We start from the raw sequence: 25,491 nt of genomic DNA, 5'->3' as shown, positions 1-25,491 counted from the left end.
CAATCCCGATGAGCAACCAATCAACGTGTCCGTACGGTTCACGGCTTGGCGACGAAGATGTGCCCGGCGACGAGTGCCGAGAGGTCGGTGCCCCTGGACTCCCCGCCGATCACGCGAACCCCGTCGTCAGAGGCGCGCAAGACCACTTCCTGCCCAGGTTGTACCCCGCATTCGCGCAAGGTGAGCATGGCGTCGGCATCCGACTGGATCTGTTCGCTGATGCGGCGCACGGTGACGGTGATGTCGGTGTTACCCGCCACGTCGATCATCGGAACGATGGAGTCGTCCGCGAAGGGTTCGGGAGCGTAGTCCTCCAGACCCAGTTCGTCCAAGCCGGGGATCGGGTTGCCGTGCGGGCACACGGAAGGGGCGTTGAGCAGCGTGACCAGCCGCTCCTCCACCGCCTCGGAGATGACGTGTTCCCACCGGCAGGCCTCGATGTGCACGTCCTCCCACGGCAGGCCGATGACGTCGACGAGCAGACGCTCGGCGAGCCGGTGCTTGCGCATGACGTGCGTGGCGAGGCGTCGCCCCTTGGGGGTCATGACCAGGTGCCGGTCGTTCTCGACCCTCAGCAGACCGTCACGCTCCATACGGGCCACGGTCTGACTCACCGTGGGGCCGCTCTGGTGCAGGCGCTCGGCGATGCGAGCACGAAGCGGGACGATCCCCTCCTCCTCGAGCTCGAAGACCGTACGGAGATACATCTCCGTGGTGTCGATCAGCCCGTGTGCGGTCAAGTCTCCCCTCCCAAGGCTTTGCGCCCGGCGTGCGGTCACGGCGGGCACGGCGGCTCTCTCTCAACACAGGTCAGGGCGACGTCATTCCCAGGGGCCGGATGGGAACCAAGGGCGTCCGCAGGACCGCGGGAGCGACCACCGATACGACAAGCATATCGTGACGTGAAGATCCTTGAATTCTGCGCGGTCTCACGATGCGGACACGTTCTCTCCCCCAGCGTGAGGAGCCCCGTCCACCGCCCCCGCGAAGGTGCGGTCGCCCGGCCTTGAGGCCATCGCCGACGGACGATCCGCGGGTGGTGGGCTCAGGGCGCCAGCCGGTCGATCTCCCACGCGCCGTCGGGACCCCGCAGGTAACGGAACCGGTCGTGCATCCGATCGGCGCCGCCCTGCCAGAACTCCACCTCACCGGGCACGAGTCGGTACCCGCCCCAGTAGGCCGGTCTGGGGATCTCCTCCTCGGCCGACCACACCGTGTCGAACTCCCGGTAGAGCCGATCCAGCTCGGCCCGGCCCGTCACCGGCTCGGACTGGCGTTCACTGGCCCAGGCCCCCAACTGAGAACCGCGCGGTCGCGAGGCGAAGTAGTGGTCGTTCTCCTCGTCGCTGAGCCGTTCCACGCGCCCCGCCACCAGGACCTGACGTCGGATCGCGTGCCAGGGGAAGACCACACCGGCCCGTGGGTCTGCCTCCAGGGCCCGCCCCTTACGCGAGGTGTAGTTGGTGAAGAAGCGCAGGCCGGTGCTGTCGTAGCCCTTGAGGAGCACGGTGCGGGCGCGGGGCATGCCCGAAGGCTCCACCGAGGCGAGCACCATGGCGTTGGGCTCGGCCAGGCCGGCGTCGTAGGCCTCCACGAACCACAGGTGGAACTGCGTCATCGGGTGGTCGGCCAGGGAGGAACGCCTCAGGGGCTCCCCCCTGTACGGCTTGCGCAGCTCGGCAGGGTCTCGGTGGTCCACACGGGGCATCTTCTCGTGTCGGGCGCCCTCCGCGCCACCCGCCGCCCTCGGCGTCCCAAGAACCGGGAAGACCCCACTCCGGTACGGCCTCGGCCGTGCACGGGCCCGCCTCGCCCTCGTACCGTGAGGACGAACCCCGCCGAGAGGTCCGCGAGGACCACGCCGTCCCCGCTCCCCTCGCCGATCCCCGTTCCGCGCCGTCCCCCGGGTTCCTCTCCTGTGACGGAAGGATCAGGGCTTCACACGTTTTCACCTCGCGAAACGGCGCCCCTGACCGGTGCGCCGTCATCACGGCGACTACTCTGGGGACCGTGACCGACGAGATCCAGATTCCCGCGAACCTGCTGCCCTCCGACGGCCGTTTCGGCAGCGGTCCGTCCAAAGTCCGCCCCGCGCAACTCGACGCCCTGGCCTCCTCCGGGGTCCGCTACATGGGCACCTCCCACCGGCAGAAGCCGGTCAAGTCCCTGGTCTCCCGGGTACGCGCCGGCGTGAGCGAACTGTTCTCCCTGCCCGACGGGTACGAGGTCGTCCTCGGCAACGGCGGGACCACCGCCTTCTGGGACATCGCCGCACACGGTCTGGTGCGCGCCAAGTCCCAGCACCTGTCCTTCGGCGAGTTCTCCAGCAAGTTCGCGAAGGTCACCAAGGGCGCTCCGTGGTTGGAGGAGCCCACCGTCATCGGCAGCGACCCCGGTGACCACGGGGAGCCCGTCGCCGAGGCCGGTGTGGACGTGTACGCCCTCACCCACAACGAGACCTCCACCGGTGTGGCCGCTCCCATCAGGCGTGTGGAGGGCGCCGACGAGGACGCCCTCGTCCTGGTGGACGCCACCAGCGGTGCGGGCGGCCTTCCGGTCGACATCACGCAGACCGACGTCTACTACTTCGCCCCGCAGAAGAGCTTCGCCGCGGACGGCGGCATGTGGTTGGCCGTCATGTCGCCCCGTGCCCTGGCCCGGGTGGAGGAGATCGCCTCCGGGGGGCGCTACATCCCCGAGTTCTTCTCCCTGACCACCGCGGTGGACAACTCCCGTAAGGACCAGACCTACAACACCCCGGCCGTGGCCACGCTCCTGCTGCTCGCCGAGCAGCTGGAGTGGATGAACGGCCAGGGAGGTCTGGCGTGGGCGGTGGAGCGCACCGCCGAGTCCTCCTCGATCCTGTACGAGTGGGCGGAGAAGTCCCCGGTCGCGACCCCGTTCGTCACCGACCCCGCCAAGCGCTCCCAGGTGGTCGGCACCATCGACTTCAGCGACGAGGTGGACGCCTCCGCCATCGCCAGGGTGCTGCGCGCCAACGGCGTGGTCGACACCGAGCCCTACCGCAAGCTGGGCCGCAACCAGCTGCGCGTGGCCATGTTCCCGGCGATCGAGCCGAGCGACGTGCGGGCGCTCACCGAGTGCGTGGACCACGTGCTCGCCCGGTTGTCCTGAACCGTTCACACCACGTTGCACAATGGTGGCCGACCCGGACATCCGGGTCGGCCACTCCTTTTCCGGCTTCTCGCTCTCCCAGGACGGTTCGACTGTGCGCAGGAACAAGAAGGAACCCCCCATCAAGATCATTTCGCACCGCGGAGCCTCGGGACACCGCCCCGAGCACACCCTGGCCTCCTATGAACTGGGAGCCCGGCACGGCGGCGACTTCATCGAGATGGACCTGGTCGCGACCAAGGACGGGCACCTGATCTGCCGCCACGAGCAGGAGATCGGCGAGACCACGGACGTGGCCGACCACCCCGAGTTCGCCGACCGGCGTACCACCCGGACCGTCGACGGACGGGAGGTGACGGGCTTCTTCGCCCAGGACTTCACCCTGGAGGAGATCCGGACCCTGCGCGCGGTGGAGCGCCTGCGAGATGTGCGCGCGGCGAACACCGCGATGGACGGGGTCTACGGGATCCCGACCCTGGAGGAGGTCATCGACCTGGCTCTGGAGCTCACCGAGGAACTGGGGCGTCCGATCGGGATCTACCCCGAGACCAAACATCCCGCCTACCACGTCTCCCAGGACCTGGACCTGGAGCCGGTGCTGATCGCCACCCTGGGCAAGGCCGGACTGACCGGCACGGAACCACGGGTACCGGTGTTCCTCCAGTCCTTCGAGGCCGAGAGCCTGCGCAAGTTGGCGGAGACGGAGCTGCCGCTGGTGTACCTGATGGGCACCCAGGAGCACTGGGCGCATTACACCACCCCCGACGGCCTGGCGGAGGTGGCCTCCTTCGCGCAGGCGATCGGCCCGGCCAAGCCCCTGGTGATCCCGACCAACGAGGACGGCTCCCTGGGCGAACCCACGGACCTGGTGGCCAACGCGCACGAGGCCGGGCTGTTGGTGCACCCGTACACCTTCCGTAGCGAGAACCACTTCCTGCCCACGGACCTGCGCTCGGACGGCGAGCCGAGCGACTACGGTTCCTTCGCCGCCGAGTACGAGGCTTTCTTCGAGGCGGGCGTGGACGGCGTGTTCACCGACTTCTCACGACACGCCTTCCTGGCGCGCGAGCACTTCCTGGACCCCCAGCCCGTCGAGTGACGCGGTGCGGGGCGCCGGTGCGCTCCGGTGTTCGGGATCCCGGCCGCCGGAGCGAGGCTCAGTCCCCGCGCCCGGTCCCCCTCTCCGGCCTGCCCGAGTGAGGAGTGCGCGGAGAGGGGGGCGCTCCCGCCCCCGCCCCTCCGCGCACGGGCGGCCCGGCCTTCGGGGAGAGGAAATCAGCGGCGGGGGCGGGCGTTGCCTTCCCCTCCGCCGATGAGGGCTTTCCCGAAACCGCTGTACCCACCCCGGGGAGTCCCTTCGACACCGGCGGCAGCGAGGGACCCGAAGACACCGAAGGAGCGGGGCCGGCGCTGTGGGGATCCGCCCCGGGACCGCTGATCCCGGCCGCCGGCACGGCCATCTTCGCCCCCCGACCCGCCGCATCCAGGTCTGCGTAGGAGTCCGCGCTTCTGAGAAGGGAGATCGCCCGGTCACGTTCGTCGTGCAAAGCAGGAGGGAGGTCGATCTTGCCCAGTTTGTCGGCCAGAGCGTGTGGGGGCGGGGTGTCCGGGGCGAGCCCTTCGTCTTTGAGCATGTCGAGCGGAGGGCCCGATGGTGACACGTACGTCTCCATCAGGACCTGAGCACGCACCTCGTCGTGTTCCATGAACGCCTGCACGCTCGGTGGCAGGTGGGCGTGCTCCGGTAGCGGCAACACGAACCGAACCCGGTCCGTCCCGACGTCAGGGTTGTCCTTCAATTCGGGAAGCTCGTCGCGGCCGAGTACGGAATCCCGGGAGACATCGGGTGCGAAGGCGTAGGCCTCGCCCCGGGCCGCCTGGGTGTAGGAGCGCGACAGGTTCTTCCACGCCTCCTTACGGGCTCCTTTGATCTCCGACTCTTCCAGGTCATAGTGTCTTTTCAGTTCCCTGATAACACTGGGTTCGAAGAGCCGGTAGGAGTCCAGCTTCTGGCCTGTGGGAGTGGTCTCCAGGACCTGATAGCCGCGCGCCTCGGCACAGGCCTGGGCGAGGTGTCGGTGGCCGACGACATCGGTACCAGGGCTCTCCGCGGACTCGTACGACCAGAACGCGAAGGGTTTGCCGTCAGGGCTCGGCTCCACCGGACTGTTCCTGGCGAGGTCCCTTGTGTACCTGCCGACGTCGGGCCGGCCGTCCGGTGTCACGTAGTTCTGGGAGTAGCAGTCACCGGCGAGCCGATGGGCGATCTCCTCCGCTTCGGCCTCGGTGAGAGAGTCATACTCCGTCTGCAATCGGCGGGCTCTCGCCCATTCCCCCGGGGTGGGGGCGAGCCCGTGGAAGGACTTGGTCAACGCCCCTCCCTAGGATGGAGCAGATCAAGAGAGACGTTCGACCCGGCGCCCCACCGTTCCTGCCACGTGAGCAGACTCACTCCCTGTTCAAGAACGACGATGGGAGCCTGTTCACCTTCCGCAACCCAGTAGGCGACCCTGCGGGGGTTGTCCTGCGGAGAGGTCGGCACCTTCCACAGACCGTCCACCGGCGGAGACGGAAAACCCGGCTCCCCGGCCAGACCCGCACCCGCGAACCCGCCCAACACGGAGGACACCGCCTCCACGTACACCGGCCACCGCGAGTCGGAGGCCTCCACCACAGCCCCCTTCTCCTCCGCGATCCCCGTCCTCACACGGAACAGGCTCAGCCCGAGCGAGACGACAGGACGCCACCTGCCTCTGGACCTGAAATAGAGGTTGCTCCCATGCCGGGTACGCACCTCCAGATCCGCCTCGACCTCCAACGGCTCCCACCCGTAGACGGCACACCACTCATGAAAGGCCGGCGACCCTCCAGGAGGAGGCCCCTTCCACACCGCGGGCCAGTCCACTCCCCTCAGATCCCCCAACTCCGCCACCAACGTCTCCGGGGAAACATGGACCCTGGTCTCCATACCCGTCCTCCTTCTCTCTTTTTCATGGACATCCACCGCCACAGCCTTCCTCGCCCCGCCCACAGGGCCTCTCAACCTCCATGGGCGATGATCACGGACGACCCCCGGCACGCCCCCGAGTCTCTACTGCACGTCGAACTCATTGCCCTCGGGATCGCGCATGGTGACGTGTGAGGAGCCGTGTTCCTCCACCGTCCGGACCGTGGAGGCGCCCAGTTCCTCCAGGCGAGCGACGACCGTGTCACGACGCTCCGACCCCACTTTCAGGTCGATGTGCAGGCGGTTCTTGACACTCTTGGGTTCGGGGACCCTCATGAAGAGCACACGCCGTCCCAGACCCGCGCCGCTGAAGCCGTCCACGGGATCGTCGGGGTGGCGGATGGCCGCGGCCCCGACCCACGCCTTGCGTCCGTCGACCTCGGTGTAGTCGCCCTCTCCCGCCATTCCAGCGGCCACCGCATGCTCGATGAGCGCGCTGTTGTCCTCGGGTTCGTACTCCAGCGCAGCGGCCCAGAAACGGGCCAGGGAGGTCGGTTCGGCACAATCCACGACGAGCTGCCAGTCCACGGCCATCGTCGTTCTCCTCACTGTTAGTGGAAACGCATGTACACGGCCCCGGCCCTGATTTCGGTCACATGACACGAAGTACAAAGGCCCCGGCGTACTACTCCCCTGTCTCGGGGGCGAGCCCATGAAGAGGCTTGGTCAACGCTCCTCCTAGGTAGCAGCCCCAGGAGGCATTCGGTCCAGCGCCACCCTGATCTTTCCAGGTGCGCAGACTGACTCCCTGCCGAAGCGCCGTGAGAGGGCCGTTCACCTTTCGAAGCCCAGTAGTCGCACCTGTGGAGGTGTACCGCGAAGGGAACCTTAACCGCCAGGTGCCCCCACCGATGGGAATGGAGAACCGAGGCTCCCGAATGGACTCACGATCTTCGGGGAAACTCTTCGTCCTGGCGGCGAAGCTTTTCAGGCGCAACTGGCCAAGCAGGGGTACGCATAACCTCGCGCAGTTTCACCGTCTTCACCTCCCGTGGGGCGTCACAACGCAATCCCACATGCATCCACATTTGCTCCAGTTCTTGATAGGGAAGCTCCCTCTCTCCAGGACCTTCGGTTCTAGGGGCGTTCTCGGATTGGAGTGTTTCCCGCACCCACCCACCTGGTCAGATGTCAGTTCTCCTCCGGCAAGTACTACGAGCGCGGGTAGAAGCATGAGGAGGTTCCCTTCTCAGTCCCTTCGGTCTGGGAGCCGGGGCACGGACGCGACCACTGTCTGTGGTGGAACCGAGCTCTAGAGGACGGGAGCGGCGACCAGGGTTCAGTGAGTCTGCCTGCACCTACAAGGTCCGCTCTGAAAGAGGGAGAATCAGCATCTTCCCGCGGGCTCACCGACGGAAAGGTGGATGTGGTTGTAGTGGTTCTGGTTGAAGTCACCGCGATCTTCCATAGGGCTCGACACGGCCAACCAGTCGCCGATCTTCCCACTCGTACCCCACCAGATCCGCTGCTCGTAGATGATGCACATATTGGTGTATTTTGGACTTTCCCGAATAAGGGCGTTGATGACTTCCCTTGCTTTCAGGTGGGACTGGGGATATTTCAACGAGGCGTTGGCGTTGTGGTGACCCACGTAGAAGTCACAAGCATGACCACTCCCGTGCTTTCCACTGTCCCCCGGACGAATGCAGTGATGGTTCTGCTGATCCTCCCCCATGTTCCCGCCCGGAGTCATGGGACCCAACCAGAGTCCCTGGTCCGCGAAGGTCGTTCCCATGATGATGTAGAGCTCGCACAGTTCGGGATGCAGCGTCGCACTCGTGGACGTTCCGTTGGCGGCGGGAAGATCCGGCGTGCGATCAGGAGCACCTCCACACTGGGCGTTGGGGTCGACCGCGAGGTGAGGGATCGCGAGGGAGTCATAGTGCTTCTTGCGCTCCAGAACGTCCTCGTAGTACTCCAGCGAATTGTTGTAGCCCATGATCGCCCTCTTCAGGCCGGCTTCGGTCGTGAGGTCGTTCCCACCACTCCGGCACAGGTGGCCGACGGCCGCCGCGGTCGCGTCGAAGACGTTCTGCGGGTTCTTCTTCCCGTCGTCGTTGCCGTCCTGCCCGTAGCTCCTCCAGGATCCGGGAATGAACTGCATCGGCCCGACCGCCCGGTCCCACTCCTCGTCGCCGTCCAGCTCGCCTCCGTCCGTGTCGGGGATGGCCTGGGTCCTGTTCCGACCGTTCAAGGCGATACCGACGATCGGAGGGCTGACATCACCGTTCTCCGCGATCGTCCTGTCGACGTTCCCTCTGTCAGAGGAGCTGTACGTGGCGTGCTTGGTCTCGATGTAACCGACCGCGGCGACCAGGGTCCACGTCATTCCCTTGCATCCCGGAGAGATCTCCTCCGTCCTCTGCTCGGCCATGAAGTAGGCCCTGAGAAGGGTCTGGTCGATCCCTTCGACCTGTGTCGGATAACTTCCCGCATATGCCGTGTTCTGCATCTCTTCCAAGAAGAGCATCGCGAACATCATGACCAGCACGCCGAGCATGGCGAAAAAACCGAGGGGGACATAAATAGCAAGCTGCTTCACCTGAGCACAACAATCCGTCAGTAACGATCACCGAACTCCGCACCCCACCTGAGCAGTCTGCCACCCTGGTGCTCACGAAAACCTGGTGGTACCGCCCAGCTGCCCGCTGTGTAGTATTCCGTTGCCCCTGCTCTCTTTACAAGCGGTCCAGAAACATGGAGCCAAGGTGTCCCATTCTCACAATCCGTGGATTCCCCCAGGTCAGGACACGGATGAGGTCGAGGTAGAGGACTCTTCCCTTCACAACCAGGACCCTGATCTGGCGATTACCCCGACAGGCCCGATCCTTCCTCAGCCGGGGGCCGGACTGCCGAGGGGAAAAGGTTTGGAACTTCGTCGGATCACGCAAAACGCCAGGTTGTGGTGGGTGGGGACGCATGGCGGCTCGGGAGAGAGCACGCTCGCCGCGCTGACCGAAGGATCACGTGACGCACATCATGAGTGGCCGGTTCCGGCCAACTCCTCTGTCGGCGAAGTCCCGGTGATCCTCACGTGCCGAACCAACCTGCTCGGTCTCCGTTCAGCACAGGAGGCCCTTACCCAGTGGGCTTCAGGGGCGGTCCCGGATGTCCGACTGCTCGGCCTGGTCATGATCGCCGACGCCCCCGGGAAGAGCCCCAAGGCCTTGAAGGACTTCGCCCGACTCGTCGCGGGAGGGGCTCCTCGCGTGTGGGACCTTCCCTGGATCGAGGAGTGGCGGACGGACCCACCTGTCGCACCCTCGGACCACCATGGTGTGAACCGCCGGGTCCGGCGAGTCATCAAAAGCGCTGAACACCTCCTCAGTTGAAACATCGAAAGAGGCACTGACCCCTCATGATCGAAACATTCGAATTCGCTTCCAGCACACTCGCCATGGCCCCCGCCGGGTTCATCGACAACGTCGACACACAGGCTCCCCCCGGGTTGGACACAGGTTTTCTCACCGTTCTCGGCTGGGCCAAGTGGATCGCTCTGGCGGTCTGTGTTCTCGGTCTTATCATCGCCGGTGCGCTGATGGCCATCCAGTCCCGCCGCGGTGAAGGCGGGGAGCACATGAGCAAGATCGGTATGGTCCTCGCCGGTGTGATCATCATTTCGGCGGCCACCAGCCTCGTGTCATTCCTCATCAGTTGATTCATCCGCAAAAGAGGCTGGCATGAGCGAAAAAAATCCCCTGGGATCGGTCTCGTTCATCGTATCGGCGACCTTTCTCGGCCTGATCACACTCGGCGCCCTGTTCATCGCCTTGTGGCCGGAGGACGAAAAGGGATCCCCGCCTTCCGAGCAGAGTCCCCCTTCCGCCTCCCCTTCCGTCGACCCGACCATCGAAACCGGGAGCGACGACGTGGACGCCGAGGAAGCCTCCCTCACTCCTTCCGCCAGTGGCAGCCTCTGCGGCCTCGAACGACACGAGACCGAGTTCCATGTGCTCTTTCCCGAGGCGGAGACCACGTGGACGATGATCAACGGCATGCAGGCCCCCGGCTCTCCTGTGAACGGGCCCGGCGTGGTGGAGGAGAACGTTCGCTACTGCTACTCCCGGACCCCGGAGGGTGCCGTGCTGGCGACCGCGAACTTCCTCGTCCTCACGAATACCGGACGCGACAGGATGACGGGAGAGTGGGAGCGACTCGTGGCGCCCGGCCCCGGCCGTTCTCCCTTCATCGAGAGCATCGAGTCCCGGGAGGGCACTTCCGAGGTTCCCGGGCAGGTCTCCGCCGCCAAAGTCGTCTCCTACTCGGAGGACGACGCACGGATCAGTATCGGTCTTCTTGCGAGTGACGGTCTGCGGGCCAGCATGACCTTCGACCTCACCTGGGCCGAAGGCGACTGGAAGATCGTCGTCGACGAGAACGGAGAAGGCGACCCCAGTTTCACTCTTCTGGACGATTTCGCCGGATTCACACCCTGGGCGGCCATCTGATGCCGGATAAAAAAGACTGTGACTGGTGGGATGCCGGCTGCCATGTGGAGAACGCAGTCATGAGCGTTATCGACCGCTGGTTGGAAGACTTCCAGGAAGCCGTCGAATCCATCGTCACAGAGATGATGACTTTTTGGATCAAGTCCGAGACGCGAAGTATCGAGACATCCGGCGACGGAACCACCATCAGCACGAGTTCGACCCCCGTCGCCCCGCACGGTACGTCCTCTCAGGTCGGCGAGATACTCGGGTGGGTCACATGGGTCGGTTTCGGCGTGGCCGTGCTGTCCCTGATGATCCTCGGCGCCATGTTGGCGATCGCGAGATCGCGAGGCGAGGGCGGTCAGTACCTGGGGAGGATCGTCATCGTCATCGGGGCGGTCATCCTCATCTCGGGTGCGGCCTCCATGATCTCCTTCCTCCTCGGCACGATCGAGGGCCCGTCCGCCGGGGGCGCCGCCGGATTCCTCCAGAGCAGACTCTTCTTCTATGTCGGCGCCATGGCGATCGTGTCGGTGATCATCGCCGGAATCAAGATGGCCTGGGAACAACGCGCCGATCCGGGCAAGGAGCTTCTCAAATCGCTCCTCACCCTCCTCGTCGTGGCGACCGCCTCGGTGGCGTTCATCAACGCCGCGATCACCCTGGCCGACGAGTTCTCGCTCTGGATCATCGAGGAGGCCGTGGGTGAGAGCGATATCGGAGTGATCGTCACGTCATTCCTCGCCGTGACCGGAATGGCTGCCCTCAAGGGCGCCCCCGGCGGCTTCGTCGTGGTCATCCTGCTCGGCCTCATCATCGTGATCGCGGGTCTCCTACAGATGGTCGTGATGATGATCCGTGACGGGATGCTGATCCTCCTGGCAGGAGTGCTTCCTCTGACCGCGGCGTTCACCAACACGCAGATGGGAAAGCAGTGGTTCCAGAAGGCGATCGGCTGGCTCGTCGCGTTCCTGCTCTACAAACCCGTGGCGGCGATCATCTACGCCCTGGTCTTCGTCCTGCTCGGCTACGACCAAGATGCGCCCACCCAGGCGGAGCTGTACGACATCGTCCTGGGTCTGACCATGATGCTGCTCGCCATCTTCGCGCTCCCCGCCCTCATGAAGTTCGTGACACCCATGGTGGGCGCCACCGCGGGCGGGGCCATGGGTGCCGGCGTGGCGTCCTCACTGGCCGACAACATGCCCTCCGGTTCCAGCGGTGGCGGTTCCAGCGGCGGTGGTGGCGGTGGCGGTGGCGGTAGTGGCGGCGGCAGGCCGACCGGTAACAGCGGCGGAGGGTTCGGTTCCAGCGCGGCGGGCGGTATGAGTGGCGGTGCCGCTGCCGGGGGCGGCTCCGCTGCGGGTGGCGGCGCCGCTGCGGGTGGTGGCGCCATGGCCGGAGGCGGTGCGGCCGTGAGCGGTGCCGGTTCCGCCGCCATGAAGTCCAATCCGAAGACCGCGGCCATCTACGCGGCGGCCAAGGCCGTGAAGGCGGTGGCGCAGAAAACCCAACAGGGGATGAACGACGCCGTGGGCGGCGAAGGTGGTGACGGCCCCAGTGGCAGCAAACGCTGACCTGGCCCGTTCAGTACGGACCTACGGCAACTGGAGACGCCCCACCTCCGCCGGGATCATGGGGCTGGGAACCATCGGAACGGCCTTCCTTCTCGGTTCTCTCATCATCATCGTCTTCGTGGTGATGATCGGCGGAATGCTGAGGGGCGCCATAGCCGCCGCGATCCTCTCCGTCGTCCTGCTGGGAGTACTGACCAAGGACAAACACGGCAAGAGCACCATGTCGAAGATCGGAGTACGGATGCTCTGGTGGAAAGCCCGGATGTTGGGGGCGCACCTGTACCGATCCGGCCCCTTGGGCCGCTCCCCCTGGGGCCGCTACCAGCTTCCCGGGATCGCCGCACCGATCCGTCTCAGTGAGCAGCAGGACTCCTACGGCCGTCCGTTCGCGTTGCTCCACATGCCGGTGGGCACCCACCACTACACGGTCGTCATCGCCACCGAGCCCGACGGCGCCGCGCTGGTGGACATGGAACAGGTCGACTCCTGGGTCGCGGAATGGGGCCACTGGCTGGCCAACCTGGGTGACGAACCCGGCATGGTCGCCGCCTCCGTCACCCTCGAAACCGCGCCGGACACGGGCACCCGTCTGAAGCGGGAGGTCCTGGGACAGATCGACGAAGAAGCCCCCGAGTTCGCCCGACAGGTCCTCCTGGAGACGGTCGAGGCCTATCCACACGGCTCCTCGACCGTTCGCGCCTACATCGCCCTGACCTTCACAGCGGGCAGGGACAAGAAATCGAACCCCGAGGAGATGGGGCGGGAACTCGCCAGCCGACTGCCGGGACTCACGCAGAGCCTCTCCGCCACGGGTGCCGGCGCGGCCCGACCTCTGGACGCCCAGGAACTGTGCGAGGTCATCAGGATCGCCTACGACCCGGCTTCCGCCGTGCTCATCGAAGAGGCCCGTGCCGCCGGAGACCCCTTCGAGATCGCCTGGCCCGACGTCGGCCCGACCGCGCACCAGGCCGGTTGGGACAAACTACGCCATGACAGCGCCCTCTCCGTGTCATGGACGATGACGAGCGCGCCACGCGGCAACGTTCAGTCGAGCATCCTCACCCGGCTTCTGGCCCCGCACGGGGACATCGCCCGTAAGCGCGTCACTCTGCTCTACCGGCCGCTCGATCCCGCCAGGACGGCGGCGATCGTGGAGTCCGACCTGCGCTCCGCGCAGTTCCGTGCCACGTCCAACGCCAAACCCACCGCCAGGGACCTCATGGAAGCCCGCTCGGCACAGGCGACCGCCGCCGAGGAGGCCGCCGGAGCAGGGCTGGTCAACTTCGGCATGATCGTGACGGCGACCGTGGACGATCTGGACAAGGAGATCGACGCCCGGGCCGCGATCATGAACCTCGCCGCGGCGTCGCGTCTACGCCTTCGCCCGGCGTACGGATCCCAGGACTCGACCTTCGCCGCAAGCCTGCCGCTGGGCATCGTGCTGCCGATGCACCTGCGGATTCCCGTGGAGATCAGGGAGCAGATGTGAAACGCCGCAAGACCGGGAGGGGCGTCTCCGACAAGCCCCCGAAGGAGTCCGCCACGGAGATCAGGCCCAAGAGACCCGGCCCACGAGGCTGGTCCATCTTCGGCGGTGGGGAGTCCACGATCGTGGAGATGGCCGACGAGTGGCGCGGCACCACCGTCCAGGTCTGCGGTCTTTGGCCGTTCTCCGTGGGCACCGGTACACCGATGGTCGGGGTTCCCATCGGACGCAACATCATGTCCGGAGCCACCCTCTGCTGCGATCCGATCTCCTGGTTCCAGCGGGCGAACCTGATCTCGAACCCGTCGATGTTCGTACTCGGCAAGCCGGGTCTGGGCAAGTCGACGATCACCCGCAGGATGGCCACCGGACTGGCCGGATACGGGGTCCAGCCCTTCATCCTCGGCGACCTCAAACCCGACTACGTCGATCTCGTCGAAGCGCTCGGTGGCCAGGTCATCACCTTGGGACGCGGTCGCGGGCACATCAACGTCCTCGACCCTGGACAGGCCGGCGACACGCTCGGGCGCCTCCCCAAGCAAGCCCGCTCACAGGTCCTGGCGGACGTCCACGGCCGACGACTCACCATGGTCACCGCCCTTCTGAGCATCATGCGCTCCGCTCCGGTGACCGACCGCGAGGAGACCATCCTCGACCGTGCTCTGAAGGTTCTGGACGACCGGCACAAAGGGACCCCCGTGCTGAAGGACCTGCTCCAGTGCATCCAGGACGCTCCCGATCCGGTGCGCCAGGTGGCGCTGGACCGTGGCGACCTGAGCAGGTACCAGCAGATCACCGACCACCTCGAAGCCTCCCTGATCGGCCTGGTCGGCGGTGGTCGGCTCGGAGAGATCTTCTCCGAACCGACCACCACTCCGATGCTCCGCGACCGACCCGTGGTGTTCGACGTCTCCAACATCGACGACTCGGAGATGGATCTCCAGGCCGCCGTCCTACTCGCCTGCTGGTCCACCGGTTTCGCCACCATCAACCTGTCGCACGCCCTCGCGGACGCCGGTCTGGAGCCCCGCCGCCACTACTTCGTGATCCTGGACGAGCTGTGGCGCGCGCTCCGCGCCGGACACGGCATGGTGGACCGCGTGGACGCGCTGACCCGGCTCAACCGCCAGCGTGGTGTGGGCATGGCGATGATCTCCCACACGATGAGCGACCTCATGTCCCTGCCCAACGAAGAGGACCGCAACAAGGCGAAGGGGTTCGTCGAGCGTTCCGGCATGGTCGTGTGCGGAGGCCTTCCTCGGGCCGAGATGCCCATGCTCTCCTCCGTCATCCCCTTCTCCGAAGCGGAACAGGAGATGCTCGCCTCCTGGCAGGACCCGCCGGCCTGGGACTCCCACAGCGGTGCGGAGACCGCTCCCCCCGGACGCGGCAAGTTCCTGGTCAAGGTGGGCGGACGTCCCGGTATCCCGGTCCAGGTTCAGCTCACCGAGGCGGAGAAGGGCATCAACGACACCAACAAGCTCTGGCACACCACCTCCCGGACCGGTCGAGCCACCGATCATGGCTCCGAAACGACCGCCGACACGGACACCCCCGACCCCGTTCCCTCGCAGGAGTCGACCGAGGAGGCCACGACATGAGCCGCGCGAGTAAAACGCCCACGGGTATGAACACCGAGGCGATCGTCATCTGGGTGGCGATCGTGTCCGTGGTCGCCCTGGTCTCCACCCTGTGCGTCTCGGTCCAGGTCGGCGCCTGGTGGAACGGGACCTCGGCCCCCGTCCCGTACAACCCCTTCGACCAGGTCTTCGGCGTCCTCGGCGGTGACATCCCCTGGACCCCGGTACACACCCTCACCATGGTCTTGCAGTGGCTGCTCATCCTCGGCCTGCTCGTCCTCGCCCTCACCTACCGGCGAGGAGGAAAGAAGGTGGACAGGTCGGCTTCGCACATGGGCACCGGTGAGGATCTGGAGAAACTCACCGAGAAGGGCGCCCGGGAGAAGGCCGAACGCCTTGGTGTGACCGGATCGCCAGGAGTGCCGATCGGCAGGACGGTGCACAGCCGCAAGATGCTGTACGGGTCCTGGGAGGACATGCACGTCGACATTTGGGGGCCCCGTACCGGTAAGACGACGTCACGGGCGATTCCGGCGATCCTGGCGGCTCCGGGCTCCGTCCTCGTCACCAGCAACAAGCGGGACGTGGTCGACGCCACCCGCGGCGTACGCGAGACCTCCGGGGACGTGTGGGTCTTCGATCCGCAGGGCATCGCCCTCGAAGAGCCCACCTGGTGGTGGAACCCCCTTTCGTACGTCACCGACGAGGTCAAGGCGGCCAAGCTGGCGGGACACTTCGTCGCGGGTTCACGTGACGCGGACGCGCAGACAGACGCCTTCTTCGACGGTTCGGCGCAGGACCTTCTCGCCGGCCTGATCCTGGCCGCGGCATTGGACGAGCGCTCCATTCTCCAGGTCTACACCTGGCTCACCCGCCCCCACGACGACGAGGCCGTGGGGATCCTCTCCCGACACGGGTACGAACTCGTGGCCGACAACGTCTCCGGGGTGGTCAACTCTCCCGAGAAACAGCGTGGAGGTGTGTACGGCACCGCCATACAGATGGTCTCGTGCCTCATGAGCCGCCAGATCGCCCCCTGGATCACCCCTCGAAAAGGCGACGGCCCCGATCCGCGCAGGCACTTCGACCCACGCGAGTTCCTCGCGGGGAAGAGCACGCTCTACTCCCTGTCGAAAGAGGGCAAGGGCAGCGCGGGACCTCTCGTCACCGCTCTGACGGTCGCCGTGGTCGAGGCCGCGGAGGAACTCGCCACCACCCAGAAGGGAGGTCGCCTGGCCACACCGCTTCTCGGTGTCCTGGACGAGGCCGCGAACGTGTGCCGCTGGAACGACCTCCCCGCCCTCTACTCCCACTACGGATCCCGCGGCATCGTCCTGATGACGATCCTCCAGTCATGGTCACAGGGAGTGGACGTATGGGGGCAGAGCGGCATGCGCAAGCTCTGGTCCGCCTCCAACATCAAGATGTACGGGGGCGGCGTGTCCGAGGTGGAGTTCCTCAACGAACTCTCGCAGCTCATCGGTGACCACGAGGTGGAACGTGCCTCGATCTCGTCCGGTCGGCAGAGCGGACGCTCCGTCTCCTGGCAGGTCGACACCGAACGCACGATGGACGTGGCCGCTCTGGGAGCCATGCCGCCGGGACGCGCGGTCGTCATCGCCTCCGGAACCCCGCCGACCCTGGTGGAGACGGTCCCCTGGATGTCGGGTCCCATGAAAGAGGCCGTGATCGCCTCCCTCGAACGCTACGAACCCTGACCCTCTCTAAAGAAAGTGGACAGCATGCGTCGTTCTCCCAGAAAAGGTTCTCTGACATCGGGGGTCGCCCTGTCCCTGGTGCTCCTGGCCACGGCCTGCGGCGGGGAAGGCGGGGAAGGCGGGGAGTCGGACGGGGGAAGCGGTGCCGGGGAGCGGTCGGCGTCCGAGCCTCTGGAAGGTGACGGCTTCCTCGCCCTTTCCTGCGGCGAGGGGTCCATCACCGTGACCCGCTTCTCCGACGAGGACGGAAGCCTCCAGGCCCAGCACGTCTTCACCGCGGCCGACGCCACCGGTGGGGGAGAGCCCGTCCTCCCGAGCGGCCGGGCCGTGGACGCCCTCAAGAGCGTGGAGCTTCCCGACTGTGAGACCGGTGCCGTCGAGGAGGCGGGTACCAGCGATATTCCGCTGACCCGTAACCAGGCCCACGAACTGGCCGGACTCGTCATCCCCGACGAGTCCCTCCTCCTTGTGACACTCGTGGAGGAGATCGACGGCGCGGACGTGACGACCATCGGTGCGATGTCGTCGGAAGGACACGTGGAGGCGCTCCTGCCCGCGGAGGACGCGTCGGGTTTCAGTGGCGCCTCCAGCAAGGCCTCACCCCGCTACCACCACTCCGACGGAACCGTCTTCTACCTGGACTCGGGCCCTGACGGCTCCCGGACGGTGATGTCCGTGGACCCCACGAGCGGCGACGTCCAGGAGGTCGGTCCCTGTGACGAGAGCTGTGAGCGCATCATCGTGGACCCCTACTCGGGCGTCGTCTACGGAACGGCCGTCGACACCGAGCAGTCGATCATGTCGGCTTCCAATAGCAACAAGTACTTCCGGTACTTCTCCCATCACGACGCCAGTGTGGTGTCCTTCGCCAGTATCGGCGACTTCGGCTGGATCAACTTCCACATCCCCGAGGGTGGGGGGACGCCGATCGTCTCTCAGCCCCTCAACTCCATGGGCCTCGGCGGCGACGGTTGGGAGGGCGTCACTCACAACTCCGGAGTGAGCAAGGAGTACCAGGACATGCGCCCGGTCTTCATGGTCGGTGAGTACGAGGTGATGCTCGACGACGCCGCCTTCACCGTCCGTGCCTTCGACCCAGAGGAGGTCTTTCCTCCTGAGGGTGGACAGACCTCCGATCACGGGCCTCAGTCCGAGGACCGACAGATCCTGCCCGGCAACACACGCACCAACGAGCACCCCGTGCTCTCCGCGGACCGTAGCCGGATCCTCTTCCGCTCGACGGACGACTCCGGCAACACCTCATGGTTCTCCGTCCCCGTCGCGGGCGGTGCGGAGCCGACGGAGATCGGCCCGGTCGGGAACGAGCATGGCCCGATGGTGCCCATCCACTGGTTCTAGGATGCGGCCGCGAACACGGCCGGACCACAACGACGACGGACGGGAGCCGTACGACGTGACCACCTCTGCCGAAGAGACCAACGACGAGGCGTCGCAAGAAGCGGTCCACGCGGACGCGATCGACTTCTTCGAACGGTATTTCCGCCACGTGTACAAGCGCCGTGTGGGCGTCCGCAACCAGTACCGCTGGTCGGCACGCTGGTGGGAGATCCCCGAAGCGCTCATCCGCGTCGACGCCATCTGGCGGGCCTGGGAGAGCCTGAGCGCGGACCCGTCCACCGGCATGAGCTCCTGGTTGAGGGATCACGCCGACTACCACATGGCGATCCTGCTCTCACCTGACGGGCCCATGGCCAATGCCGAGGACAGCAACGAACACGGCGACCCCCTGCCCCACGAGGTTCCTTCCGGAAGCTGAGCGGGCGCCTGGGGTGGGGACGCGGTCCCCACCCCAGGCGCCAGAGGTCGCGTTTCACCTACCGCCGATGCCCTCGCTCTTTCCGGCGAGCCTCTCACGCCCTGTGTTCAGATGACTCGAACGCGGCGGGCTCCCGTTCGCGGCACCGCTTCCGCCACGTGTCGGATCCCCACCACGGGCTCCCATCGTGAGCAGAGTGCCAGCATCGTTCTTCCCCTCCGGGGGTCCGGGCCGTTCCGTGCTGGCACCTTCCTTTTCCTGTGTCGGTGTCGGCGTTCCGGCATCAGGAGAAGCCGCGGTCTCCCCTACCTGCTGTTCCCCTTGCTCCTGTTCGGGACCCTCGACCTCAGAACCCTCCGCCTCAGAACCGGCATCCTCGACCTCAGCACCCTCCGCCTCGGCTTCAGGCTCCCCCACCTCAGAGCCCTTCACCTCAGAGCCCTCGACCTCAGCACCCTCGACCTCGGCTTCAGGCTCCTCCACCTCAGCGTCCTCCGCCTCAGCCTCAGAACCCTCCACCTCAGCACCCTCCGCCTCGGCTTCAGGCTCCCCCACCTCAGAGCCCTTCACCTCAGAGCCCTCGACCTCAGCACCCTCGACCTCAGAACCCTCGACCTCGGCTTCAGGCTCCCCCACCTCAGCGTCCTCCGCCTCAGCCTCAGAACCCTCCACCTCAGAACCCTCCACCTCGGCTTCAGGCTCCCCCACCTCAGCGTCCTCCGCCTCAGCCTCAGAACCCTCCACCTCAGAACCCTCCACCTCGGCTTCAGGCTCCCCCACCTCAGCGTCCTCCACCCGCTGTTCCTCCTGAGACTGCTGAGGGATCCTGTCCCTGACCGAGTGCACCAGGGCAGGGTCCAGCCAGGGGTTGAACACCTGGACGGGAACCGGCACCAGCACGAACTGCTGGTTTCTGAAGTCCTGGTTCAGCGACATCTGCGCGCGTTGGTCCTGGAGCTGGGAGATCGCCTGAGCCTCCTGGGAGTTCTGTCCCCTGAGATTCTGGATCCCGTGGTCCAGACGCTGGATCGCCTGTTCCCTGTTCGGAGCCTGCGGGCCGAAGGTGTCGAAAGTGCGGTCCAGGTCGACGCCGAAGCGCTTGTCGCACTGGCGTTTCAGACGCCAGTAGAGGAAGCGGGCCAGAAGGCTCCTCCCTCGGTGCTCACGAAGGTTCGCGGCGGCGTGGGCGACCTTTGCCGGACTGGCGTCCTGCCACCATCCGTCCCGGCCGACACCTCTCATGTTCCTTCGAGCCTGCCGCAGATGCCGTCGTGCCTCTCTTCTTCCTCCGCGCGGCGAAGGCATCGGACCATTTCCGCCATGCTCAGGGGCGTAGATCTGGTTCATGAAGTTTCGGCCGGCCGCGGAACCCAGGTTCCGCCCAAGGCTCATTCCCGCGTGCAACGCCTGGAGAACGAACTGGTCGACACCGTCATTCTGCTGTTCGATATACATACGTCACCTGTCAGTTTGCCGGGGGGAGCCCTGAGGGGGCAGGACTCTGCGCGACCGGGACACGGATTCGAGCGTCAACCCAACCGGGCCAACCCTTCGACGCTGAGCAGTGCCAGCTTCCGGTAGGACGACCGGGTTCTTTCTCGGAGTTTTTCGAGACGCACGACCCCACCCTTCGCCAGATGCTCGTCAAAGGGAACGCGCACCACGCCTCCGGCACGATCGCCGAACTGGGCCTCCAGTTCGGCGATCTCCTTGTCGCCCGCGCTCTTACGGTCGACTCGGGAGACCACGACGATCGCCTTGTCCGCCAGATGCCGGTATCCGTTCTGTGACAGCCAGGACAGCGTCGAGTGAGCGGACCGGGCAGCGTCGAGAGCGGGTTCGAGCACGATGATCACCTGGTCTGTCAAAGACAGCACGCTTTCCATCCCAGGTAGGTTCAAGCCCGTCCCACAGTCGGTGAGAGCGATGTCGTAGTACTGCTCCAGCAGTCCCGCCACCGCTTTGTAGCCGTCGGCCTCCGCCCCGATGGGACTCGTCGGGGTATCGGAACCGGTCAGGACGTGCAAGCGGGATTCGTTCACGGAGACGTACTGGCGCAACTGTGTGTAACGATCGATGCTCGCGGCACTGTCGGCCAGGTCCCGCAACGTGAGATCGCTCTGGAGCACGAGTCGGTCCCGCAACGTTCCGCGGTCCGGGTTCGCGTCGACGGCGATCACCCGGCTCTCCCGCTCGGAGGCGAGCACCGAGCCGAGGAGCACGGCCGTGGTGGTCTTACCCACCCCGCCCTTGAGGCTGAGCACCGCTATTCGCCGATGTGTCGGAATCATCGCCTGGATCCTGGAGGAGAATTCCGCTTCCCCGACATCGTTCGAACCGGAGCCCCCCGGTACCAGGCGGCGGAACACACTGACCTTGGACTCCCCCCTCCGAGACGGTCCGGTGACCGATACCGGGGAGGCCACGAGTGTGATGGCCGCGTGGGCTCCTGTCGGGTCATGCCTTTGGTTGTTCTCCTGGATCGCGGCCTTCCAGGCGTCAGCGGCCTCGGTCGGCCTCAGCATGGGCTCCGGCTTTTCTTCGTTCGGGTGCCCGGTGGGGGTTCCGGCGGGCTCCTTGGCCGAGGGAGAGGGGATGTTCCCCGAAGAAGTGGAGGAGGGCCGGCCACCCGTCCCGGGCCCCCGCCCTTCAGGAACCGTCACATCGGCGGGGGACGGAGGAGTCGTTCCCTCTTGGACGGACACCCCATGCCCGCTTCCGGGTCCAAGCCGCCCCGGAGGCGGATTCTCCGGCACCGACTGCCGCCGTGCGAATCGGCTGACCGGCGGCCCCTCCACCTCTCCCCGACCCTCGGGAGGAACGTCCCCGGCGGTGCCGACTGGTCCGAGTCCCGACTTCGGGGGGAGCACGTCACCGTCCGACTCCCCGTTTCCCCGGCCGGGCCCTGGGGCCGCGACCGCCGACGGTGTCCGGATGACTCGATCCGCCTCACGGAGAGGCCTCTCCCCTTGCCGACCTGTCGTCGCGGGCGCCGCCCGGTCCTCCCCACGTGAAGAGGCATCCTCCGGGATCTTCGTCGGGGCAGGCCTTCCCTCCATGCGAGGGGCCGGCTCCGACGGCACGGGAACCGTCCGTGCCGAAGCCGGGGGCCGCGGCTGGGGCGTGCCCTCGTCCTCTCCGGTGGAGGACACGGACTTCGCGGCTCCCCCGAACCACCTGATGACCGACCTCTTCGGCTTGTTACTCCGTGACTTCGCCGGGGTCTTCTTGCTCTTCGCCTTGGGCGGCTCCACTGACGTGTCGCTCTCCACCAGGCCGTCCTGGTAGACGATCAGGTGCCACTCGCCCATGGCGTCCACTGTTCGGACCCGCACCGGCCGGCCCAGCCTCTCGGCCGTGCCGGCGATGAAGCCGATGACCGCTGACCGGGTGTCCGACGGACCGTCCCCGGTGATCGGGTGTTCGACACCGTTGATGGTCACCGTGGCCGTTCCGTCTTCCGCTACCTTGGCGAGGACCTTTGGAAAACCCGGCACTTGTTTGTGGTCTGTTCTCATGAGATCTTCCTTTGCGGGAACAAGGCTACACGCGGTACCTAAGGTTCAATACGGTGACGGGGACCTTCCAGAGAATGCCGAGTACCTGACGACCATCCCAGTTCGGATAGACGGCTTTATGCTCTATGAGACTGCTGTCATCGGGGTTTTGGTTCTCACCGGGACAGAACATTCTCTTCCCTGTTCAGGGGCGCATTCTTCCGCCGGTCCGGCGCCTGCCCGAACCCGACACGGTGTTCTGGAGCGCACGCGAAGCATGGTCTTCGAGCTCGTCCGAGCACAGCACACACACCGACCGCCACGTCGAACCGCCCGTAGAAGAGGTGGACGCCACACGCGGCCGATATCGCCTCCGACACCCTCTCCAGGTCCTCACAGCGGAAGCACCGGATCCCGTCGATCTCGTAGAAGCCGGCCTGGGATGTCATACCGATTCTCGATGAGTCGAGCCGTTCTCTCTGAGCCGTATCGAGCAACGTCTCACCGTTCATCGGATACCCGCGCGGCCGAAATCCCGCTACTTCACGCCAACGCTCTTCCGATCGGCTCCGAAAACCTCCTCATCCGAGCAGGTCGAGGCATATCCCATTCAGCCCCGGCGGGCCAGGAGGACGATCCCGGTGATGACGAGCGCGGCCACCAGGGCACCGCCCGCGATGAGGGGCAGCGCGTTCGCGGCTTCGGACTCGCCCGTGTCCGCCTCCTTCTCCTCGGACGGTTCCTCCTCGGAGACGAGCTCCACCTTCTTCCCCTCGTCCAGATACCGCTCCTCCAGGGGGACCCGCCAGACCGGCGCGTTCACTCCCTCGGTCCCGGCCATGAGCGCGGTGCCGTCGGGGGTGAAGGCGATCGATTCGCCCTGATCGGACTCGGGAAGGTCGAAGGAGCCGAGCGTGGGGCCGGGGACGCCGTCGGTGGAGTCATGGACGGTGACACCCCAGTAGGTGCGGATCGCGTAACGCGTGCCGTCCGGCGCGAAGGCGGCGTCGGTGGCGAAGAGCGGCGCCGAGTCGATGCGCTCCAACGTGTTCTCGGCCTCCGGATCCAAGGTCTGCGGCGCCGCGTACAGCCCGCCGGCGAACTCCTTGGAGACCACGTACAGCCGTCCGTCGCGGGGGTCGATCATCATCGACTCCGCGTCACGCCCGCCGTCCTCGTAGACGAGGGTGAACGTCACGGGTTCGACCACCGCGTCGACGAGCGTCGCGGGCTCCGCGAACCGGTACACCCGCACATGGGGCCAGCTCCCTCCGAAGTTGTCGCCGATGTCGCCCACGAAGACCGACGGAGTCCCGTCGGGCGCCTCGGCGACGGAGATCGCCTCCCAGTCGCGCCGCTCCAGGGGGAGGGAGAGGGTGGCGAGCGTTCGTCCCTCCTCGTCGACCGCGTACACCTCGCTGGGATGGTCACCACTGTCGTTGTGCGTCCACCACACGCCCTCGTGGCGGAGGGAGGGCGCGATTCCACTGGACTCTGAGATGCGTGGATCCTGGAACTCGAAGGCCACCTCCGAGCCCTCCGGCCCCTTTCCTCCTCGCGGGTGGTCGAGACCACCGGACTCGCCCGACTCCTCGGGAGAGGCCTGCGCGGGAGCCGCGGGGAGGAGCGCGCAGAGCACGGCGGCGGCAGCGGCGAGAGGAGTTCTCATGCCCACATCCTGCCAGGGAAGCGCTCGGATGGCTTGTATCCGGGTAGTAACGGGCACATGGGGCTTACGGAATACCGTAAGGAGGGCCTTCATGAGGATCGTCGCCTGTCTGAACGGAGACCGCCGTCCCGAGGCGCACCCCGCCCTGCCCGTGTCCGTGGACCAGCTGGTGACGGACGCCCACGCGGTGGTGGCCGCGGGAGCCACCGAGATCCACGTCCACCCGCGTGATTCCGACGGCGCCGAGTCCCTGGAACCGCAGGTGGTCGCCCCCCTCATGGAGAAGCTGCGCGCGGAGGGCCCGTCGGTGCCGGTGTCCCTGACCACGTCGTTGTCCGCGGAGTCCGACCCCTGGCGGCGCTATGACCTCGTGCAGAGGTGGGCGGCCTCGGCCCTCCCGGACTCGGTGACGGTGAACCTGCACGAGGCGGGTTCGGTGGATCTGGCGCACCTGTTGGAGGACCGTCGTATCGCCGTGGAGGCGGGGGTGTGGACCGTGGAGGCCGCACGGATCCTGGTGGCCACCAAGCTGAACGCGGCGGCGGTCCTGGTCGAGCCCACCCAGGTCGCGTTGGAGGACGCCGAGCGCAACGCCACGGCGATCCTGTCCCTGTTGGACAGGGCGAGGGTGCGGCAGCCCCGCCTGGTGCACGGGGCGGACGCGACGGCCTGGCCGATCCTGGAGTCCGCGGTGTCGTCGGGACATGACATCCGCATGGGGCTGGAGGACACCATGCGTCTGCCCGACGGCGAGAACGCGCGGGACAACGCGGCGCTGGTCGCGCACGCGGTGAGTCTGGCCTCCACCGCGGCCTGAGTCGCGCCCGATCCTCCCTGCCGTGCCTCGTCCCCGTCCCACCGGGGGCCGGGGCTCAGCCCAGGAGCGCGCCCAGGACCACGATGAGCATGATGGAGCCCAGCACCACGGGCAGCAGCCAGCGCTGCTTGCGGTTGTTGGTGAGCATGCTCATGGCGTGTTCCACTCCGAAGACGAGATGATGTCCGATTCCCAGCCTAATGCCCATGTCCGTACGGTTCGGTAGCGGTCCGGGCTCCCCGGACGGCTCTCCACCAGGTGTACCCGGTCCACGTGCCACCCGTGCTCGGGCGGTGTTCCCAGAGCGCGCACGGTGTCGGCGAGGTCGCGTGCGGGGCGACTGCGTGCGACCGTGATGTGCGGTACGTAGGCGCGGTCCTCCACCGGCACGCCGACCCGTGCCGAGGCCGCGCGCATCCCGTGGGCGAGGGCGCCGAGGGTCTCGGTGTCCCCGGCGAGTCCCGCCCAGAGCACGGAGGAGCGGGGACCGCCGCGTGGAAAGGTGCCCCAGCCGTCGACGGTGAGGTGGAAGGGCCCATGCTCGCGGGCCTCACGGCCCAGGGCCTCGGTGATCCTCGGGAGCAGGTCCTCGCCCACCTGGCCGAGGAAGACCAGGGTGAGGTGCCACTCGTCGGGTCCCGCCCAGCGCAGGTCCGGATCGTTCCTCCGTCCCCGGGTGACGGCCGCACGCAGCGACTCCCTCACGTGGGGAGGTGGTTCCAGCGCGACGAAGAGCCTCATGTCTCCATCCTGCCCCTCCCCGGCCTCCCAGGGGGAAGGACGGTGGGGGCGTCGCCC

At 66.6% G+C, this 25,491-nt stretch carries 22 protein-coding genes; 12 read left to right on the top strand and 10 right to left on the bottom strand.

Going from position 1 to position 25,491, the window contains the following annotated elements; genetic code table 11:
- Positions 1-38 precede the first annotated feature (38 nt).
- Both PFX91_RS05090 and pdxH read right to left on the bottom strand, forming a co-directional pair.
- Entirely contained in the window at positions 39-740 is a 702-nt protein-coding gene (locus PFX91_RS05090) for an iron-dependent transcriptional repressor DtxR (protein ID WP_285729777.1), read from the bottom strand.
- A gap of 305 nt (positions 741-1,045) precedes the next feature.
- Positions 1,046-1,699: a pyridoxamine 5'-phosphate oxidase gene (gene pdxH / locus PFX91_RS05085; RefSeq protein WP_285729775.1), complete on the bottom strand. Its 654-nt coding sequence runs from the start codon at positions 1,697-1,699 to the stop codon at positions 1,046-1,048.
- 311 nt (positions 1,700-2,010) lie between these two features.
- Between pdxH and serC the strand changes: the two genes are divergently transcribed.
- Both serC and PFX91_RS05075 read left to right on the top strand, forming a co-directional pair.
- Positions 2,011-3,135 (top strand): phosphoserine transaminase, encoded by a 1,125-nt coding sequence (gene serC, locus PFX91_RS05080; protein WP_285729774.1) that lies wholly within the window; start codon positions 2,011-2,013, stop codon positions 3,133-3,135.
- Positions 3,136-3,229: 94 nt separating this feature from the next.
- Positions 3,230-4,234: a glycerophosphodiester phosphodiesterase family protein gene (locus tag PFX91_RS05075; protein WP_285729772.1), complete on the top strand. Its 1,005-nt coding sequence runs from the start codon at positions 3,230-3,232 to the stop codon at positions 4,232-4,234.
- A gap of 58 nt (positions 4,235-4,292) precedes the next feature.
- On the opposite strand, the gene PFX91_RS05070 is transcribed toward PFX91_RS05075, so the two are convergent.
- The 4 genes from PFX91_RS05070 to PFX91_RS05055 form a co-directional block, all read right to left on the bottom strand.
- A complete protein-coding gene (locus PFX91_RS05070; protein WP_285729771.1) occupies positions 4,293-5,507 on the bottom strand; it encodes a hypothetical protein in 1,215 nt (404 codons plus the stop codon).
- Positions 5,504-6,103 (bottom strand): hypothetical protein, encoded by a 600-nt coding sequence (locus tag PFX91_RS05065; RefSeq protein WP_285729769.1) that lies wholly within the window; start codon positions 6,101-6,103, stop codon positions 5,504-5,506. Before PFX91_RS05065 ends, PFX91_RS05070 begins: the two co-directional genes overlap by 4 nt.
- A 123-nt stretch (positions 6,104-6,226) precedes the next feature.
- Positions 6,227-6,676 carry a VOC family protein gene (locus PFX91_RS05060; protein ID WP_285729767.1) on the bottom strand — a complete coding sequence of 150 codons (450 nt, stop codon included), beginning with the start codon at positions 6,674-6,676 and terminating at the stop codon, positions 6,227-6,229.
- A 793-nt stretch (positions 6,677-7,469) separates the two neighbouring features.
- Entirely contained in the window at positions 7,470-8,684 is a 1,215-nt protein-coding gene (locus tag PFX91_RS05055) for a lytic transglycosylase domain-containing protein (RefSeq protein ID WP_285729766.1), read from the bottom strand.
- A 325-nt stretch (positions 8,685-9,009) separates the two neighbouring features.
- On the opposite strand from PFX91_RS05055, the gene PFX91_RS05050 reads away from it, so the two are divergent.
- The 9 genes from PFX91_RS05050 to PFX91_RS05010 are packed head-to-tail and all read left to right on the top strand — an operon-like array spanning position 9,010 to position 18,710.
- On the top strand, positions 9,010-9,474 hold the full coding sequence (locus tag PFX91_RS05050) for a DUF6668 family protein (RefSeq protein ID WP_285729765.1): 465 nt from the start codon (positions 9,010-9,012) through the stop codon (positions 9,472-9,474).
- Positions 9,475-9,500: 26 nt separating this feature from the next.
- Positions 9,501-9,800 (top strand): hypothetical protein, encoded by a 300-nt coding sequence (locus PFX91_RS05045; protein WP_285729764.1) that lies wholly within the window; start codon positions 9,501-9,503, stop codon positions 9,798-9,800.
- 22 nt (positions 9,801-9,822) lie between these two features.
- The gene (locus PFX91_RS05040; RefSeq protein WP_285729763.1) at positions 9,823-10,590 is read left to right on the top strand and encodes a DUF8175 domain-containg protein; all 768 of its coding nucleotides are present in this window, start codon (positions 9,823-9,825) and stop codon (positions 10,588-10,590) included.
- Between the two features lie 59 nt (positions 10,591-10,649).
- Positions 10,650-12,149 (top strand): TrbL/VirB6 family protein, encoded by a 1,500-nt coding sequence (locus PFX91_RS05035; protein WP_285729761.1) that lies wholly within the window; start codon positions 10,650-10,652, stop codon positions 12,147-12,149.
- Complete coding sequence (locus PFX91_RS05030; protein WP_285729759.1) at positions 12,133-13,638, top strand: SCO6880 family protein; 1,506 nt, start codon at positions 12,133-12,135, stop codon at positions 13,636-13,638. The genes PFX91_RS05035 and PFX91_RS05030 overlap by 17 nt, the downstream gene beginning before the upstream one ends.
- Positions 13,635-15,236 carry a putative type IV secretion/conjugal transfer ATPase gene (locus PFX91_RS05025; protein ID WP_285729757.1) on the top strand — a complete coding sequence of 534 codons (1,602 nt, stop codon included), beginning with the start codon at positions 13,635-13,637 and terminating at the stop codon, positions 15,234-15,236. The genes PFX91_RS05030 and PFX91_RS05025 overlap by 4 nt, the downstream gene beginning before the upstream one ends.
- Positions 15,233-16,933 (top strand): type IV secretory system conjugative DNA transfer family protein, encoded by a 1,701-nt coding sequence (locus PFX91_RS05020; protein WP_285729755.1) that lies wholly within the window; start codon positions 15,233-15,235, stop codon positions 16,931-16,933. The genes PFX91_RS05025 and PFX91_RS05020 overlap by 4 nt, the downstream gene beginning before the upstream one ends.
- 24 nt (positions 16,934-16,957) lie before the next feature.
- Complete coding sequence (locus PFX91_RS05015; protein ID WP_285729753.1) at positions 16,958-18,292, top strand: hypothetical protein; 1,335 nt, start codon at positions 16,958-16,960, stop codon at positions 18,290-18,292.
- Positions 18,293-18,347: 55 nt separating this feature from the next.
- Positions 18,348-18,710: a DUF4913 domain-containing protein gene (locus PFX91_RS05010; protein WP_285729751.1), complete on the top strand. Its 363-nt coding sequence runs from the start codon at positions 18,348-18,350 to the stop codon at positions 18,708-18,710.
- Between the two features lie 54 nt (positions 18,711-18,764).
- On the opposite strand, the gene PFX91_RS05005 is transcribed toward PFX91_RS05010, so the two are convergent.
- The 3 genes from PFX91_RS05005 to PFX91_RS04995 all read right to left on the bottom strand — a co-directional run bounded on the left by PFX91_RS05005 (position 18,765) and on the right by PFX91_RS04995 (position 23,876).
- Positions 18,765-20,165: a hypothetical protein gene (locus tag PFX91_RS05005; protein WP_285729750.1), complete on the bottom strand. Its 1,401-nt coding sequence runs from the start codon at positions 20,163-20,165 to the stop codon at positions 18,765-18,767.
- 74 nt (positions 20,166-20,239) lie between these two features.
- On the bottom strand, positions 20,240-21,001 hold the full coding sequence (locus PFX91_RS05000) for a MinD/ParA family ATP-binding protein (protein WP_285729749.1): 762 nt from the start codon (positions 20,999-21,001) through the stop codon (positions 20,240-20,242).
- Between the two features lie 1,816 nt (positions 21,002-22,817).
- Positions 22,818-23,876, bottom strand: coding sequence for a hypothetical protein (locus PFX91_RS04995; RefSeq protein ID WP_285729748.1), 1,059 nt, complete (start codon positions 23,874-23,876; stop codon positions 22,818-22,820).
- 91 nt (positions 23,877-23,967) lie between these two features.
- Here PFX91_RS04995 and PFX91_RS04990 point away from each other — a divergent pair, with 91 nt between their 5' ends.
- On the top strand, positions 23,968-24,693 hold the full coding sequence (locus tag PFX91_RS04990) for a 3-keto-5-aminohexanoate cleavage protein (RefSeq protein WP_285729747.1): 726 nt from the start codon (positions 23,968-23,970) through the stop codon (positions 24,691-24,693).
- A 150-nt stretch (positions 24,694-24,843) separates the two neighbouring features.
- Here the strand turns inward: PFX91_RS04990 and thpR are convergent, their stop codons facing one another.
- Complete coding sequence (gene thpR / locus PFX91_RS04985; protein WP_285729746.1) at positions 24,844-25,434, bottom strand: RNA 2',3'-cyclic phosphodiesterase; 591 nt, start codon at positions 25,432-25,434, stop codon at positions 24,844-24,846.
- Between the last annotated feature and the right edge of the window lie 57 nt (positions 25,435-25,491).

The organism is Nocardiopsis sp. ATB16-24 (assembly GCF_030271535.1).
In the GTDB taxonomy this organism is placed as follows: domain Bacteria; phylum Actinomycetota; class Actinomycetes; order Streptosporangiales; family Streptosporangiaceae; genus Nocardiopsis.
This window is presented reverse-complemented; position numbering and strand designations above follow the sequence as displayed.

What these genes read in the sequence shown, in the direction of transcription:
- PFX91_RS05000 (WP_285729749.1), bottom strand. Translation starts at nt 21,001, where the DNA reads ATGATTCCGACACATCGGCGAATAGCGGTGCTCAGCCTCAAGGGCGGG.
- PFX91_RS05040 (WP_285729763.1), top strand. Translation starts at nt 9,823, where the DNA reads ATGAGCGAAAAAAATCCCCTGGGATCGGTCTCGTTCATCGTATCGGCG.
- PFX91_RS05060 (WP_285729767.1), bottom strand. Translation starts at nt 6,676, where the DNA reads ATGGCCGTGGACTGGCAGCTCGTCGTGGATTGTGCCGAACCGACCTCC.
- PFX91_RS04995 (WP_285729748.1), bottom strand. Translation starts at nt 23,876, where the DNA reads ATGAGAACTCCTCTCGCCGCTGCCGCCGCCGTGCTCTGCGCGCTCCTC.
- thpR (WP_285729746.1), bottom strand. Translation starts at nt 25,434, where the DNA reads ATGAGGCTCTTCGTCGCGCTGGAACCACCTCCCCACGTGAGGGAGTCG.
- PFX91_RS05065 (WP_285729769.1), bottom strand. Translation starts at nt 6,103, where the DNA reads ATGGAGACCAGGGTCCATGTTTCCCCGGAGACGTTGGTGGCGGAGTTG.
- PFX91_RS05035 (WP_285729761.1), top strand. Translation starts at nt 10,650, where the DNA reads ATGAGCGTTATCGACCGCTGGTTGGAAGACTTCCAGGAAGCCGTCGAA.
- PFX91_RS05020 (WP_285729755.1), top strand. Translation starts at nt 15,233, where the DNA reads ATGAGCCGCGCGAGTAAAACGCCCACGGGTATGAACACCGAGGCGATC.
- PFX91_RS05015 (WP_285729753.1), top strand. Translation starts at nt 16,958, where the DNA reads ATGCGTCGTTCTCCCAGAAAAGGTTCTCTGACATCGGGGGTCGCCCTG.
- PFX91_RS04990 (WP_285729747.1), top strand. Translation starts at nt 23,968, where the DNA reads ATGAGGATCGTCGCCTGTCTGAACGGAGACCGCCGTCCCGAGGCGCAC.
- PFX91_RS05005 (WP_285729750.1), bottom strand. Translation starts at nt 20,165, where the DNA reads ATGTATATCGAACAGCAGAATGACGGTGTCGACCAGTTCGTTCTCCAG.
- PFX91_RS05045 (WP_285729764.1), top strand. Translation starts at nt 9,501, where the DNA reads ATGATCGAAACATTCGAATTCGCTTCCAGCACACTCGCCATGGCCCCC.